This window comes from Corynebacterium sp. ES2730-CONJ, from assembly GCF_024834055.1.
Taxonomy (GTDB): Bacteria; Actinomycetota; Actinomycetes; order Mycobacteriales; family Mycobacteriaceae; genus Corynebacterium.
In genome coordinates this window covers 113697-128948 of sequence record NZ_JANUXZ010000001.1, presented here as the reverse complement: position 1 = coordinate 128948, position 15252 = coordinate 113697, and the positions used below count along the sequence as shown (strand labels likewise).

Below are 15252 nucleotides of genomic sequence, written 5' to 3'. Positions count from 1 at the left end.
CGCCATTTAGGTAACACTAGTGTTGTCTAAAGAAATCTAGACGGTCAGCTCCATAACGATATTAGGGCGATATTAGGGCAGTACAAGGAGGTGAAGCGATGGGCCACATCAATCGCGGAGAATCGCGCTCAACTGATGGTGAAACGCGTCATGCCATCATGAGCGAAATTCTCAAGCATAATCGCATTACCGCCTCCGAATTAGCCGAACATTTGAACCTTTCTACTGCAGGAATTCGCCGCCATCTCGATATATTGGTCGGGGAAGGCCTCGCGGAAATAACATCGGTTTCCGCGCATCAACGATCCACTCGGGGGCGACCCGCCAGGGCATTTAGCCTAACCGACAGAGGTCGAGCACAGTTTGGCCACAATTATGACTCGCTAGCAGTGGCAGCTTTGAAAACATTAAGGCAACACGGCGGGGAGGAGGCTGTTAGGGCCTTCGCTCGCAAACGTGCGCTAGAACTTATCGGAGATTTTAATTGTGAAGGCGACACGATTGAGGAAGCTGTAAGCGAGCTCGTGGACGTCTTTACACAACACGGCTACGCGGCTTCTATGAACAATGCCGGACAAGGCGTTCAGATTTGTCAGCATCACTGCCCGATCTCGGAAGTGGCCGCCGATTTCCCTGAGTTATGCGAGGCCGAGCATGAGGTGATAGCGAAAGTGCTCGGCCGCCATGTTCAACTACTCGCCTCAATCGCTGATGGCCACGGTATCTGCACGACTAATATACCCATCCGCCCCGTTAATAGATCTACATCGGTCTCCTAGTAATTGCTTGAGAGGAACGTATTCAATGACCCAAGCACCCGTAAACCCCCACACTCTCCAACCCCCTACAGACGATGAGATCATCGAGTCCATTGGTCCTTATAACTACGGCTGGCATGATCGTGATGATGCAGGACAACAGGCGCGACGCGGCCTGAATGAGGATGTGGTCCGCGATATCTCTGACAAGAAACAGGAACCAGCGTGGATGCTGGAACAGCGACTCAAAGCTCTCGATCTTTTTGGCAAGAAGCCTATGCCCACCTGGGGTGCGGACCTAAGTGGAATCGATTTTGACAACATCAAATACTTCGTGCGCTCCACTGAGAGCCAAGCCACGAGCTGGGAAGAGCTTCCCGAAGATATCCGCAATACCTACGACCGTCTAGGTATCCCCGAGGCTGAAAAACAACGCCTCGTAGCAGGAGTAGCTGCACAGTATGAATCTGAAGTGGTGTATCACCAGATTCGAGAAGATTTAGAAAAACTCGGGGTCATATTCGTCGATACTGACACCGCACTTAAGGAGCACGAGGAGTTATTCCGCGAGTACTTTGGAACGGTCATTCCAGCTGGCGACAATAAGTTCTCAGCATTGAATACTGCCGTATGGTCAGGTGGTTCTTTTATCTATGTGCCTAAAGGAGTGCACGTTGATATTCCTCTGCAGGCCTATTTCCGCATCAACACTGAGAATATGGGCCAATTCGAGCGCACTCTAATTATCGTTGACGAGGATGCTTACGTGCACTATGTCGAAGGTTGTACCGCTCCGATCTACAAATCTGACTCCCTACACTCAGCTGTGGTGGAAATTATTGTGAAGAAGGGCGGGCGGTGCCGCTATACCACCATCCAAAACTGGTCTAATAACGTCTACAATCTTGTGACCAAACGCACCAAGTGTGAGGAAGGTGCGTCGATGGAGTGGGTCGATGGCAATATCGGCTCCAAGGTCACCATGAAATACCCAGCGGTGTGGATGACCGGTCCCTACGCTAAAGGAGAAGTCCTTTCCGTAGCTTTTGCCGGTGAAGGCCAATTCCAAGACACTGGCGCGAAAATGGTCCACATGGCACCTCATACATCGTCGAATATCGTCTCGAAATCGGTAGCTCGAGGAGGCGGCCGAGCAGCGTATCGTGGGCTTGTACGCATTAATGCTAATGCCAACCATTCAACATCGAATGTTGAATGCGACGCCCTGCTCGTCGACAATATCTCACGTTCGGATACCTATCCTTATAACGATATTCGCAATGACCATGTCTCGCTAGGTCATGAAGCGACTGTCTCTCAGGTATCCCAGGAACAGCTCTTCTACCTTATGTCTCGAGGTATTGCTGAGGACGAGGCTATGGCTATGATTGTGCGCGGATTCGTCGAGCCTATTGCCAAGGAATTGCCCATGGAATACGCCCTCGAACTCAACCGTCTCATCGAATTGCAAATGGAAGGATCGGTGGGCTAACCCACATGGCTAGTACTACAGAAAAAAATTCAACCGTCCATGGTAACAAGGGCGACATATTCTCTTCCACGGATGTTAACGAATTCGAAATCCCACGGGGAAAGGACGAGGTGTGGCGGTTCGTTCCGCTGCGTCGCCTCAAAGGGCTTCACGACGGGAGCTTCGCACCCGTAACGGACACCCTCATCGACATTGCGGTTCCTGAAACGGCAACACACGTGGAGGTCGAGAAGGTCACCATGGATTCGCCCTTGATTGGACGCGCGGGTAAACCTATCGATCGAATAAGCGCCCAAGCTTTTACCTCGACCTCTCATGCCACCGTGGTTCAGATTGCAGACGCGGCGATAAATCCAGAACCCATCTCCATCACTATTACCGGTGCTGGCCATGACGTGACCACGTTTAGTCATGTGGTCATCGAGGTAGGCGAAGCGGCAGAAGCCACCATTAATCTTCGCTATAAAGGGTCCGGAGTACACGCTGACAATATCGAATTCATTGTAGGCGACAATGCGAAATTGAATGTTATCGTCGACGACTCATGGGATGACGATGCTGTCCACTGCGGTTCGCAGATGGCTGTAGTTGGTCGCGATGCCACCCTACGCCATTATGCTGCCCTGTTCGGTGGAGATCTCGTGCGCATTGTACCTCGCGTCCGATTCACCGCTCCTGGCGGGGACGCCGAGTTATTGGGCGTCTACTTTGCGGACTCTGGACAATTTTTTGAGCAGCGACTTCTCGTCGATCACGCGCAGCCGAACTGCACGTCAAATGTGTTGTACAAAGGGGCCTTGCAATCCCATTCAGCAGAGAAGAGGGCTGAGGCCCACACCGCATGGGTAGGCGACGTCCTCATCCGCCCGAACGCACAAGGAACCAGCACGTACGAAGCGAACCGGAATCTTGTTCTTACGGAAGGTGGACGAGCCGACTCTGTGCCAAACCTGGAAATCGAAACTGGTGAAATTCAAGGCGCAGGTCATGCAGCTACAGTCGGACGATTTGATGATGAGCAGGAGTTTTACCTACGATCCCGGGGAATACCGGCGGATGAAGCTCGACGGCTCATCGTGCGAGGCTTCTTCTCTGAAGTGATCGGAAAAATTCCGTTTGATCCCATTCGTGAGGACCTCGAAAACAGAATTCTGCAAGAGCTAGAAACCCTGCGCACGCTTAAAAAAGCCACATCTTAAACCCCTCTTAACTCATAAGGAATATTAATGAGCACCCTTGAAATCCGAGATCTCCATGCCCAAGTCATCCCCACAGATGAAAACGCTGGGCCGAAAGAGATCCTCAAAGGAGTAAATCTCACCATCAAATCTGGTGAAACGCACGCTATTATGGGCCCCAACGGCTCCGGTAAATCCACACTTTCCTATACCATAGCGGGGCATCCGCGCTACCACGTCACCCAGGGGGAGGTTCTCCTCGATGGCGTCAATATCTTGGATATGGACGTCGATGAGCGTGCTCGCGCCGGGATGTTTGTGGCGATGCAGTACCCAACCGAAATTCCCGGGGTTTCCATGGCAAATTTCCTGCGAACCGCCGCCACAGCTGTTCGCGGTGAAGCGCCAAAGCTACGGACATGGATCAATGAGGTAAAAACTGAGCAAGAGAATTTGCTCATCGATAAAAGCTTTAGCGAACGCAGTGTCAATGACGGATTCTCTGGAGGTGAAAAAAAGCGCCATGAGGTTCTTCAGTTAGGTTTGCTCAAGCCCAAATTCGCCATTATGGACGAGACAGACTCAGGCCTCGATGTTGACGCATTGCGAGTTGTTTCCGATGGTATTAACCGCTACCAGCAGGACAACGATGGCGGTATCCTCATGATCACGCACTATAAGCGCATCCTCACCTACGTTAACCCGCAGTTCGTGCACGTTTTTGCCGACGGCAAAATTGTAAAGTCTGGTGGTGCTGAATTAGCAGATGAGCTGGAAGCTAATGGATACGATCAGTTCCTCAACTAACCTTTCCCCAATATTGAAAAAGTAGCGAGGAACTTATGTTTCATACACCGTCGGGCACCCTTGATATCGAGCGTATCCGCCAGGAATTCCCCGTATTTTCCCGATCTGTTCGAGGCGGACACCGCCTGGTTTACCTCGATTCTGGGGCAACCTCGCAGCGCCCGTTGCCGGTGTGGCGCGCGGAGGAGGAGTTTGTCCTCTACACGAACGCCCCAGTACACCGCGGAGCCTATCAGCTTGCTGAAGAAGCTACCGACGCCTATGAGGGTGCACGCGGGCGTATCGCGCAATTTATAGGGGCGCAGCCAAACGAATTGGTATTTACTAAAAACGCGACCGAAGCACTCAACCTCCTTGCCTATACCCTTGGGGATCCCCGCGCAGGGGAGTGGGCCGTTGGTGCCGGCGACACCGTAGTAGTCACCGAGCTGGAGCATCATGCCAACCTCGTGCCATGGCAAGAACTCTGTCGCCGTACGGGGGCCACGCTCGCCTGGCTCGACATGGATGAAACGGGTCGTATCGATCTCGACTCCTTGCGATTCGATGACTCAGTAAAGGTCGTTGCCTGTACCCATCAGTCAAATGTGACAGGCGCTATTTCTGATATTCCCGCCCTGGTCAGCAAGGCTAGAGCGGTAGGTGCACTCATCGTTCTCGATGCGTGTCAATCAGTTCCGCATATGCCAGTTGACGTGGTGGAGCTCGACGTTGATTTTGCGGCCTTTTCCGGCCATAAGATGCTTGGTCCTACGGGAGTCGGAGCACTATATGGTAAAAGTGAGCTGCTCAACCAGTTGCCGCCATTTCTAACTGGGGGTTCCATGATCGAGGTCGTGCACATGGATCATTCCACCTATGCGCCGGCCCCGCAGCGCTTTGAAGCAGGTACGCAAATGGCCTCACAGGTAGTGGGACTAGGTGCGGCGTGTGACTTTCTCAACGCTATTGGGATGGAAGCAATTCATCACCATGAGCAAGAGCTCACCCGCTATGGTTTGGAGCAATTATCCTCCATCCCAGGGTTAGAAATCGCCGGCCCCACTAAGGCTGACAACCGTGGCTCGGTCATTAGTTTCGATGTCGAGGGAATTCATCCCCATGACTTAGGGCAAATTCTCGATGATCAGGGTGTGTGCATCAGAGTTGGACACCACTGCGCATGGCCAGCACATCGAAAGCTGCAGATGCAGTCCACGGCACGCGCCTCCTTCTACCTTTATAATGACAAGGCAGATATAGACGCGTTAGTTGGGGCTATCGCTACAGCTCAGAACTTTTTCGGGACGCGCTAGGAAAAAAGGAAGCCACAATGAATATGGAATCCATGTATCAAGAAGTTATCCTTGATCATTACAAGAACCCAAAGTTCTCTGGGTTGCGCGAAGGCCATGATGCCGAGGTTCACCATGTAAATCCCTCGTGCGGGGACGAACTGACTCTTCGGCTTGCTCTTGGATCCAACGGCGAAGTAAAAGATATTTCGTACCAAGCGGAAGGATGTTCAATTTCCCAAGCTTCCACCTCAGTAATGGCGGAGGAATTGATGGGATTAACAGTCGAGCAAGCGCGCGCGAAAATAGCCGAATTTGAGAAAATGATTACCTCGCGAGGCACCTATGAGGGCGACGACGACATGATCGGTGACGGTGTGGCCTTCGCAGGAGTCTCCCAATACCCCGCTCGGGTAAAATGCGCACTTCTGGGATGGAAAGCCTTCGAAGCGGCCTTGAGCGAATCTCTCGATCGTAATAATTAACGGAAAGTGACTAATAATGACCGATAACCACGATGTAGAACCACCGCACGCCGACCCACATACCGGAATCATTGACCGCACTCATATCATCCCCGAACAAAGCGAGGCGGATGAAGCCAAAGCATTCGACATCGAAGAGTATATGCGCGACGTTATCGATCCCGAGTTAGGCATCAACGTGGTGGATTTAGGTTTGGTTTATGATATCTGGATCGAAAATGAGAATGAAGCCCATATCAATATGACGCTCACGTCACCAGCCTGCCCGCTGACCGATGTTCTCGAAGACCAAGCGCAGAGTGCGGTAGTCGGTAACGGCGGAATTGAAAAACTGCAGCTCAATTGGGTGTGGAATCCTCCATGGGGTCCGCATATGATCACTGAGGAAGGCCGGGAGCAACTGCGTGCGCTAGGATTCTCGGTGTAGTCCAGGCTTTCCCCAAGGGAGGAATTTCTCCCTTTGCTCTCGGGTGCTAGGATGGCGCTTTGTGATTGTGACCAATGACTTTGAAGTCCGAGTGGGTGCGCGCACCCTGCTTGACGCCACGCGGCAGCATTTACGAGTCCAGCCAGGCGATAGAATTGGCCTAGTAGGCCGTAACGGGGCGGGTAAAACCACCACTATGCGAATCCTAGCGGGAGAAACCGAACCCTATGGAGGATCCGTAGTCAGGTCAGGCACTATTGGTTATCTACCTCAAGACTCACGTGAGGGAAATATTGAGCAGACCGCACGTGAGCGGGTGCTCAGCGCTCGTGGCCTCGATGCTATTAATCGCAATATGGCCAAGCAACAGTCGATTATGGAAACCGCTGGCAGTGATGCTAAACGCGACAAAGCAATTAGGCAGTATACAAAATTAGAGGAACGTTACCATGCCCTCGGAGGCTACGAAGCCAACGCAGAGTGCGCACGCATCTGCGATAATCTGGGCCTAGAGGCGCGGATTCTCGATCAATCCCTTAAAACCCTATCCGGAGGGCAACGCAGACGTGTAGAGCTTGCCCAGATACTGTTCGCAGCTTCGGCTGGAAGCGGTAAATCCGAGACCACCCTTCTTCTCGATGAGCCGACAAACCACCTTGATGCTGATTCGATCCTATGGTTGCGTGGCTTTCTCTCAAAGCACGAGGGTGGTTTGATTATGATTAGCCACGATGTGGAACTCCTCGAGGCCGTATGTAATAAGATCTGGTTTCTCGACGCCGTTCGAGCAGAAGCTGATATTTATAATATGGGCTATAAGAAGTATATCGACGCTCGTGCTACTGATGAAGCTAGGCGCCGCCGCGAGCGCGCAAATGCTGAGAAAAAAGCGTCCGCACTCAAGGACCAGGCAGCTCGCCTGGGTGCCAAAGCCACTAAAGCAGCCGCTGCAAAGCAGATGTTGGCAAGGGCGGAGAAGATGGTCGCACAAACCGATGAGATTAGAGCAGGCGACCGCGTGGCCCATATCAAATTTCCGGCTCCAGCTCCCTGTGGAAAAACTCCTCTCAATGGTCGTGGTCTGACCAAGATGTACGGCTCGCTCGAAGTATTCTCTGGAGTCGATCTCGCAGTTGACAAAGGGAGCCGGGTGGTCGTTCTGGGTTTCAACGGCGCTGGCAAGACCACGCTGTTGAAGTTACTTGCGGGGGTAGAACGTACCGATGGTGAGGGGGGAGTAGTCACTGGCCACGGCCTGAAAATTGGCTACTTTGCCCAAGAACACGACACCATCGATCCGGATCAAACGGTGTGGGAAAACACCATCGCCGCTTGCCCCGAAGCAGGGGAGCAGGATTTGCGTGGACTACTAGGAGCATTCATGTTCTCCGGGGAGCAACTAGACCAGCCAGCCGGGACCCTTTCGGGCGGTGAAAAAACCCGTCTTGCGCTAGCTAGCCTCGTTTCCTCTCGGGCTAATGTACTTCTACTCGATGAACCGACGAATAACTTAGATCCGATCTCCCGCGAACAGGTTCTCGACGCCCTGGCCACCTACGAGGGTGCTGTGGTGTTGGTGACTCACGATCCAGGCGCTGTGCGAGCACTCAATCCAGAGCGCGTTATCGTCCTCCCTGATGGCGATGAAGATCTGTGGAGCGACGAATATATGGAGATCGTGGAGCTATCTTAACCAACCATCACGTACTATGGTGAGATGTCGAAGAAACTCTTGGCGCTCCTTGGAATAGATCTATGTGCTGCCCTCACAGCATGGCACTTTCTCTATTACACTCCGCATGACAGAATCCGCGGATCAAAAAGACGCTGGTTTTTTATTACGCTCATCGACATCATCGGACCCATACTTTTTCTCAGCCGTGGCCTAAAAAAATGAACCTCCCATGATAAGAAGGAGGTTCATTGCGAGACGGTGAGAACGATCGTTTAGTTTCTTAGTCCGTGCAGCGGGGCGGGAATAAAACCGCCACGTGAAATAAACTGAGAGTTATCTACTTGAGACACTGGAATAACGGGCGCATAGCCTAGCAGCCCGCCGAAATTAACTTCGTCGCCAGGCTTGGTCCCAGGGACCGGTATAACGCGCACAGCGGTGGTTTTGTGGTTCATCACGCCGATAGCTGATTCATCTGCAATCATCCCAGAAATGAGAGATGCTGAAGTTTCGCCCGGGATCGCCACCATATCGAGACCTACCGAACAGATTGAGGTCATCGCCTCTAATTTATCGATACTGATATTCCCGGCCCGAACTGCGTCAATCATGCCCTTATCTTCAGATACTGGGATAAAGGAGCCGGACAGCCCTCCAACGCGTGAGCACGCCATCATACCGCCTTTTTTTACAGCGTCATTGAGTAGAGCAAGCGCAGCTGTTGTGCCGTGAGTCCCCACCTGATCCAGCCCCATATTTTCCATGATGAGAGCCACAGAATCGCCGATCTCAGCGGTAGGGGCTAAGGACAGATCGACGATTCCGAACGGGATACCAAGCCGCTGCGCTGCCATGGTACCTACTAGCTGACCCGTACGAGTAATCTTGAATGCAGCCTTTTTAATGGCTTCAGCCACGTCGTTAAGGCTAGCGCCCTTGAGATCTCCCAGAGCCCGATTAACCACGCCAGGGCCGGATACACCTACGGAGACCACGCAATCTGGTTCTTCGACACCATGGAAAGCGCCAGCCATAAAGGGGTTATCCCCCACAGCATTGGCAAAGACTACGAGCTTGGCGCAGGCGATAGCGGAGCGCTCTTTGGTCAGCTCCGCTGCCTCTTTGATAACTCTGCCCATCAAGGCCACCGCATCCATATTGATCCCGGCACGCGATGAGGCGATATTTACACTCGAACACACCAGATCGGTTTCTGTGAGCGCTTGTGGGATGGACTCGATTAGGCGCCGATCCCCAGCGGTCATGCCTTTTTCTACAAGGGCTGAATAACCACCTACAAAATCCACACCTACCGTCTTGGCTGAGCGATCGAGTGCATGGGCCAGTGGCAGGGGAGATTCTTTGTGGGCTTGAGCAATCAGAGCAATGGGGGTGACAGAGATACGTTTGTTAACTATCGGGATACCAAGTTCGCGCTCGATACCTACGCAGGTCTCTACCAAGTGTGCTGCTTGGGTTGTTATTTTTTCATAAACAGCATCGCAGGTTTCTTGCATGGATCCGCGCACGCAGTCGAGCAGTGAAATTCCCATGGTTACCGTGCGGATATCGAGCCGGTACTGCTCGATCATGGCGATTGTTTCTAGTACAGCATCGGAAGAATGTTGAATAGTCATCTCGATCTTTCTTTAAATGAGATTCATAGCATCGAAGATGGCCTGCGATTGGATTCTGATAACCAGCTTTTCCCGCTTTTCAATCGCTTCCATGCGTTCTTGAATCATTTTGAGATCAATGGAGTCTTCATCGAAGGCAACATGAAGAATCATGGTGAAGTAGTCTTCCATGAGTGTCTGCGACACATTGTGAATATTTACATTGAGTTCAGCTAGGGCTGTCGATACTGCGGCAATAATCCCCGTATGATCTATACCGGTAACGGTCATAATGGCAAACATAGGGAGTATGTTACAGGGTTTTGAGAATATTCATCGACCCCAGAAGAACCCGGCGTTGGGTAGCACAATTAACGGGGGCCTGTAGCGGTGAGGCTGCGCGAGTGGGCGATAAAATTGCACAGGACGTGTCTCGCCCAGCGTGGGTCAAAGTTTTCGACAGACTGGAGAATCTTGTCAAAATCCTGTGGATCAAAATACCCACTGTGCATATAGAAGCTCATGCGAGCCCTGACCCCTTCGTAGTCCATCTCTCCGTGAAACTGGGAGGCCCAAACGTGGTCGCGGAAACGGATCAGCTGGTACGGGCAACTAGGTCCAGAAGCTAGCACCTCAACCTCTGGGCCGACAGTCTCGATGGCTTCCGTATGGCCGGTAAGCGCCTGGAATCTCGCTGGCAGGCCTTGCATGATGGGGTCGGTTTGAGAGGCGGGGACAACAACGGTAATACCGGTTTCTTCGGGGTGCTTACGGGCGACAGTTCCACCAGTGGCGTGCGCCAAGTAGCCAGCGCCAAAGCATATTAAAAAGACAGGTTTATCGCCATAGATCAGCATATCGAGCTGACGGTGCACGTGTTGTTGGTATACAGAATACGGTTCAGGATAGACGTGGAGAGGACTTCCCCCGACTATTATGCCTGCGTACTGCGAGGTGTCCCCAATTGTGTCGCGCTCGGATTCTAAAATTATATGGTCGATGTCAGAGGCTCCCAGGTTGCTCGCCCGCCGAAAGTCAGCAAACTCGGATAAGGCGACTGGGTGTCCACTTTTACCTTGGCGCAAGGATACAAAAAGAAAATCAGCCATAAGAAGTCTTATTGTAGGTTATGAAGAACTACTTCGTACACTACCTTCTACAATTTGTAGGATAGCTTGCAGGTCGGTGGTGTCGGCTCCTGACGATAGCCTCGTTATGAGCCCATCGAATACCGTTTCCAAATATGTATGTAAAACCTCCAAGCTCACGTCAGTACGCAAGCCGCCCTTTTCCAGGTTGAGGCGCAGCCGCTCGCGCAGGGCATCGTCTAGAGTGCGTTGGTGTTCAATCCACCGTTGCCGAAAACTAGAGTCAGTGCGTAGCATAGTTGAAATTTCGAGCCGCGTGGATAACCACGAATAGTCTTTGGGATTCTCCAAAATACTGCGCATCACCTCGACTAATCCGTCTTTGCTTACAACCTCCGCCATCCGTTCGGCATCTTCGCGAGCAAGAGCGAGGAAGAGGTTTTCCTTATCCTTAAAATGATGGAAGATCGCTCCACGTGATTTGCCAATTGATCGCTCCAATCGACGCACGGTGGCCCCCTCGTAGCCGTATTCGGCAAAGCAGCGCCTGGCGCCATCGAGGATATCTTGGCGTCGCGAGATGAGTTCGCTATCGGACACAATAGGCATCGCGAAGTCCTTTATTTTTCAGTGCGTTAAAGCTCGAAATTTATGGGAGGCTGAGGGAAGCCATCTGGCTTCCCTCAGGATTGGGATCGTCCTCAATCCCACAGCGAACTGACTCCTATGACTTAGCCATATTGCGAAGCACGTACTGCAAGATGCCGCCGTTGAGGTAGTATGCGAGCTCCCCTGGAGTGTCGATGCGTACGATCGCGTCGAATTCTGCGACAACCTTGCCATCTAAGCGGGCTGTGACCTTGACGGTATCAGGGGTAACCCCCGAATTCATGGCTGCGATTCCCTCAATGTCAAAAATTTCGTGACCAGTCAGACCGAGACTCTCGTGCGACTCACCCTCCGGGAACTGCAGGGGGATCACGCCCATTCCGATCAAATTGGAGCGATGAATCCTTTCGAAAGATTCTGTGATCACGGCTTTTACGCCAAGAAGACTAGTACCTTTAGCAGCCCAGTCTCGCGACGACCCGGTTCCGTATTCTTTGCCTCCGAGCACAACCAGAGGAATATCTTGAGCCTTATAATTTTGGCAAGCATCGAAGATAAACGCTTGAGGGTTACCGTCCTGTGTGAAGTCGAGGGTGTAGCCACCCGCGATGTCGACGAGCTGATTCTGGAGGCGGATATTGGCAAAGGTTCCGCGCATCATGACCTCATGGTTTCCACGGCGTGATCCGAGGGAATTATAGTCCTCTCGGGCGACACCGTGCTCGTCCAAGTACTGGGCTGCGGGAGTGCCTGGCTTGATTGAAGAAGCAGGGGAGATGTGATCTGTGGTCACTGAGTCGCCAAGTTTAGCTAGGACGCGGGCGCCTGCAATATCAGTAACAGGTTCAGGCTCTACAGTCATATTGTCGAAATATGGAGCCTTGCGAATATAGGTGGAGTCGTCGTCCCACTCGAAGGTGGTCCCAGTGGGGATATCGAGTGCTTGCCACTGCTTGTCCCCCTTGAAAACGTCTGCATAATCTGCTTCGTAAAGTTCGCGGCTGATCGATTGCGCGATCGTCTCCTCGATCTCTTCGGTAGAGGGCCAGATATCTTTGAGGAATACCTCGGCTCCGTCCTGATCGACTCCAAGAGGTTGGGTCTCGAAATCAAAGTCCATCGTGCCAGCGATAGCATAGGCAATAACCATGATCGGGGACGTCAGATAGTTCATCTTCACGTCAGGAGAGATGCGGCCCTCGAAGTTGCGGTTTCCAGACAAGACAGCTGTGGCAGCCAAATCGTATTCGTTAATTGCAGCTGAAATCTCTTCCGGTAGGGGGCCCGAATTTCCAATGCAGGTGGTACACCCAAAACCGGATAGATAAAATCCTAAGGCCTCGAGGTCCTTCCAGAGATCTGCTAGCTGGTAATAACCGTCTACAACCTGGGATCCAGGAGCGCAGATGGTCTTTACCCATGGTTTTGCTTTGAGCCCCTTGGCTGCCGCTTTACGGGCGATGAGGCCGGCCCCGATCATCACTGATGGGTTTGAGGTATTGGTGCACGACGTGATGGAGGCGATAGCGACCATGCCGTGGTCAACAGTGAACTCGCCGCCATTTGGTGAGGTAACAACCACGGGTCGAGATGGGCGACCTGTATTCGCTAAAGCGGCGCTCTCTCCGTTGCCGGAACGAGAGGAATTAGCAGTGCGCTCGAACGCGCCCTCAAGGCGGACCGGCTCGAGGGTGTCGGTATCGGCAGTATAGGTCGGTAGGTCTGCGCGGAACTGTTGCTTTGAGTCAGATAGCAGAATTCGGTCCTGAGGGCGTTTCGGACCGGCGAGTGAAGGTACTACGGTACTCAAATCTAGCTCGAGGTACTCGGAATAGAGGGCTTCCGGGGCGTCTTTTTCAAGCCACATCCCTTGAGCTTTTGCATAGGCTTCGACGAGGGCTACCTGCTCTTCGGAGCGGCCTGTTAGATGCAGGTATTTGGTGGTCTCTTCGTCGATAGGAAAAATTGCGCACGTGGAGCCAAACTCTGGCGACATATTGCCAATAGTTGCGCGGTTAGCCAGCGGGATAGATTTGACCCCGTTCCCATAAAATTCTACGAATTTCTGCACAACTCCGTGCTCGCGCAACATCTCGGTGATGGTGAGAACTACGTCGGTAGCGGTTACTCCTGCTGGGATCTCTCCGGTGAGTTTGAAGCCTACAACCTTTGGAATGAGCATGGAGACTGGTTGTCCGAGCATAGCGGCTTCGGCTTCAATACCGCCGACGCCCCAGCCAAGAATGCCCAGACCATTTTCCATGGTGGTATGCGAATCTGTGCCGATACAGGTATCGGGATAGGCGACGTTATTATTGTCAAAAACGACGCGGGCAAGGTATTCAATATTAACTTGGTGCACAATCCCTGTTCCTGGTGGAACAACACGGAAATTGGAGAAATTCTCGGCACCCCAGCGTAGGAACTGGTAGCGCTCCTCATTGCGCTCGTATTCAATGTCAACATTTTTTTGCAACGCGTCGTTGGAACCGAAAGCTTCGACAATAACCGAGTGGTCGATGACCATTTCGGCGGGATTGAGCGGATTTACCTTATCGGGATCGCCCCCGAGAGTCTTGACCGCCTCGCGCATGGTGGCAAGGTCGACCACACAGGGAACGCCCGTGAAATCCTGCATGAGTACACGAGCGGGAGTGAATTGAATCTCTACGCTAGGTTCCGCCTGAGGGTCCCAGTTGGCGAGAGCCTGAATATGTTCAGCCTTAATATTGGCGCCGTCCTCGTGCCGGAGCAAGTTTTCCGCAAGCACTTTGAGTGAGTAGGGCAGCTTGTCCAAACCAGGCACGGAGTCGAGAGAGTAAAAATCATAGGTTTTTTCACCTACTGCGAGAGCCTTGCGGGCATGAAAAGAGTCTTTGCTAACGGTCACTATATAGCTCCAGGGTTGATAGGGATTGGGTTTCGAATATCTTAGTATCAGGTGCGACACTTGAGGCTTTTTCGGCTGGAAAATCTTTGGTCGCGTCGCGTGACGCTCATTATAACAGTACAAGCGTTCTGTTGGCCGGAGTTAGAATCAAATCGAGCAAATAAATTCAGCTCCTCCAAGATAATCGCTACATATACCAATAAAAACTCAGCTCGTGACGCATTCTAGGAGTACCTATACCCCTCCAATTTGTGCACCAGCCAACGCTGTCGATTCTGTTTAATGCGTGGATCTGCTATCGCGTGGATTGTGCTACCCTGTGGCATAAGTTGAGGTACTCACCATGCTCTCTGCTGTCTAAGGCACTGGCTTAATCGGAAGGAAAGTTTAGCTCTATGATCCCTTCTACTATTGATATGAATGATCTCGCTCGGCAGCTTGCTGAGGATGATGTGGCCTTAGAAACTCAAGATGACAACCTCCACGGCACTCTTGAAAGTGCCAAGCTCTATCTCGAAGAGCAGACGATGGTCTCGCCGGTTGGAGTCGTGGTAGTAGATCAGACCCCACCACAGCCCGCTGATTTACGGGATATAGGCCAGGTCCTTCTGGATGCGGGAGGATATGAGTTGGTGATTGTCAGAAGCCCCGATAGTAGCGGAGTTGTGAGTACAACGTTGAGCCGCGCGGAAATCGAGTCGGCCAAATTTAGCTTGGTTCAAAGCACCGACTACGCCGGTGATATTACGGCCTTTGCCGATACTCTCGCTGGGGGTAATCCTATGTTGTCTGCCCCCCTTGTACCCGTCCTAGTTTTTAGCTTAGTTGCTGCAGGAATTATAGGAAGTATCCGTAAAATCAAGGTTTGGGACTAGACAACTGTCAACGTGTGCTTGACAGTTTCTTCTTTATTTTGTGGGGTAGGCGCGCCGATAAACGTCCAAAATGTAATC

General features: G+C 52.1%; 14 protein-coding genes. 9 read left to right on the top strand and 5 right to left on the bottom strand.

Annotated elements, in window-relative coordinates; all coding sequences use genetic code 11:
• The first annotated feature begins 98 nt into the window (after positions 1 to 98).
• From NXS13_RS00600 to NXS13_RS00565, 8 genes are all read left to right on the top strand, one after another.
• On the top strand, positions 99 to 779 hold the full coding sequence (locus NXS13_RS00600; RefSeq protein WP_259157779.1) for a metalloregulator ArsR/SmtB family transcription factor: 681 nt from the start codon (positions 99 to 101) through the stop codon (positions 777 to 779).
• A gap of 25 nt (positions 780 to 804) precedes the next feature.
• Entirely contained in the window at positions 805 to 2250 is a 1446-nt protein-coding gene (gene sufB, locus NXS13_RS00595; protein WP_259076835.1) for a Fe-S cluster assembly protein SufB, read from the top strand.
• A gap of 5 nt (positions 2251 to 2255) precedes the next feature.
• Positions 2256 to 3449 (top strand): Fe-S cluster assembly protein SufD, encoded by a 1194-nt coding sequence (gene sufD, locus NXS13_RS00590; protein WP_259076843.1) that lies wholly within the window; start codon positions 2256 to 2258, stop codon positions 3447 to 3449.
• A gap of 27 nt (positions 3450 to 3476) precedes the next feature.
• Entirely contained in the window at positions 3477 to 4235 is a 759-nt protein-coding gene (gene sufC, locus NXS13_RS00585) for a Fe-S cluster assembly ATPase SufC (RefSeq protein WP_259289225.1), read from the top strand.
• A 35-nt stretch (positions 4236 to 4270) separates the two neighbouring features.
• Complete coding sequence (locus NXS13_RS00580) at positions 4271 to 5530, top strand: cysteine desulfurase (RefSeq protein ID WP_259076848.1); 1260 nt, start codon at positions 4271 to 4273, stop codon at positions 5528 to 5530.
• A gap of 17 nt (positions 5531 to 5547) precedes the next feature.
• On the top strand, positions 5548 to 5994 hold the full coding sequence (gene sufU / locus NXS13_RS00575; RefSeq protein ID WP_259157780.1) for a Fe-S cluster assembly sulfur transfer protein SufU: 447 nt from the start codon (positions 5548 to 5550) through the stop codon (positions 5992 to 5994).
• Positions 5995 to 6010: 16 nt separating this feature from the next.
• Entirely contained in the window at positions 6011 to 6421 is a 411-nt protein-coding gene (locus NXS13_RS00570) for a metal-sulfur cluster assembly factor (RefSeq protein ID WP_259076854.1), read from the top strand.
• A 61-nt stretch (positions 6422 to 6482) separates the two neighbouring features.
• A complete protein-coding gene (locus tag NXS13_RS00565; RefSeq protein WP_259076856.1) occupies positions 6483 to 8114 on the top strand; it encodes an ABC-F family ATP-binding cassette domain-containing protein in 1632 nt (543 codons plus the stop codon).
• A gap of 254 nt (positions 8115 to 8368) precedes the next feature.
• Here NXS13_RS00565 and NXS13_RS00560 read toward each other — a convergent pair whose 3' ends face one another.
• The 5 genes from NXS13_RS00560 to acnA all read right to left on the bottom strand — a co-directional run bounded on the left by NXS13_RS00560 (position 8369) and on the right by acnA (position 14299).
• The gene (locus NXS13_RS00560; protein ID WP_259076858.1) at positions 8369 to 9733 is read right to left on the bottom strand and encodes a PFL family protein; all 1365 of its coding nucleotides are present in this window, start codon (positions 9731 to 9733) and stop codon (positions 8369 to 8371) included.
• Positions 9734 to 9745: 12 nt separating this feature from the next.
• Positions 9746 to 10015 carry an ACT domain-containing protein gene (locus NXS13_RS00555; RefSeq protein WP_259076869.1) on the bottom strand — a complete coding sequence of 90 codons (270 nt, stop codon included), beginning with the start codon at positions 10013 to 10015 and terminating at the stop codon, positions 9746 to 9748.
• A gap of 68 nt (positions 10016 to 10083) precedes the next feature.
• Entirely contained in the window at positions 10084 to 10821 is a 738-nt protein-coding gene (locus NXS13_RS00550; RefSeq protein WP_259157781.1) for a glutamine amidotransferase-related protein, read from the bottom strand.
• Positions 10822 to 10839: 18 nt separating this feature from the next.
• Entirely contained in the window at positions 10840 to 11409 is a 570-nt protein-coding gene (locus NXS13_RS00545) for a TetR/AcrR family transcriptional regulator (RefSeq protein ID WP_259076874.1), read from the bottom strand.
• 115 nt (positions 11410 to 11524) lie between these two features.
• The gene (acnA, locus tag NXS13_RS00540; RefSeq protein ID WP_259289224.1) at positions 11525 to 14299 is read right to left on the bottom strand and encodes an aconitate hydratase AcnA; all 2775 of its coding nucleotides are present in this window, start codon (positions 14297 to 14299) and stop codon (positions 11525 to 11527) included.
• Positions 14300 to 14694: 395 nt separating this feature from the next.
• Between acnA and NXS13_RS00535 the strand changes: the two genes are divergently transcribed.
• A complete protein-coding gene (locus tag NXS13_RS00535; protein WP_259157783.1) occupies positions 14695 to 15174 on the top strand; it encodes a DUF6676 family protein in 480 nt (159 codons plus the stop codon).
• The last annotated feature ends 78 nt before the right edge of the window (positions 15175 to 15252 follow it).

What these genes read in the sequence shown, in the direction of transcription:
- NXS13_RS00570 (WP_259076854.1), top strand. Translation starts at nt 6,011, where the DNA reads ATGACCGATAACCACGATGTAGAACCACCGCACGCCGACCCACATACC.
- NXS13_RS00600 (WP_259157779.1), top strand. Translation starts at nt 99, where the DNA reads ATGGGCCACATCAATCGCGGAGAATCGCGCTCAACTGATGGTGAAACG.
- NXS13_RS00535 (WP_259157783.1), top strand. Translation starts at nt 14,695, where the DNA reads ATGATCCCTTCTACTATTGATATGAATGATCTCGCTCGGCAGCTTGCT.
- NXS13_RS00580 (WP_259076848.1), top strand. Translation starts at nt 4,271, where the DNA reads ATGTTTCATACACCGTCGGGCACCCTTGATATCGAGCGTATCCGCCAG.
- NXS13_RS00560 (WP_259076858.1), bottom strand. Translation starts at nt 9,733, where the DNA reads ATGACTATTCAACATTCTTCCGATGCTGTACTAGAAACAATCGCCATG.
- NXS13_RS00555 (WP_259076869.1), bottom strand. Translation starts at nt 10,015, where the DNA reads ATGTTTGCCATTATGACCGTTACCGGTATAGATCATACGGGGATTATT.
- sufD (WP_259076843.1), top strand. Translation starts at nt 2,256, where the DNA reads ATGGCTAGTACTACAGAAAAAAATTCAACCGTCCATGGTAACAAGGGC.
- NXS13_RS00550 (WP_259157781.1), bottom strand. Translation starts at nt 10,821, where the DNA reads ATGGCTGATTTTCTTTTTGTATCCTTGCGCCAAGGTAAAAGTGGACAC.
- sufU (WP_259157780.1), top strand. Translation starts at nt 5,548, where the DNA reads ATGAATATGGAATCCATGTATCAAGAAGTTATCCTTGATCATTACAAG.
- sufB (WP_259076835.1), top strand. Translation starts at nt 805, where the DNA reads ATGACCCAAGCACCCGTAAACCCCCACACTCTCCAACCCCCTACAGAC.
- sufC (WP_259289225.1), top strand. Translation starts at nt 3,477, where the DNA reads ATGAGCACCCTTGAAATCCGAGATCTCCATGCCCAAGTCATCCCCACA.
- NXS13_RS00545 (WP_259076874.1), bottom strand. Translation starts at nt 11,409, where the DNA reads ATGCCTATTGTGTCCGATAGCGAACTCATCTCGCGACGCCAAGATATC.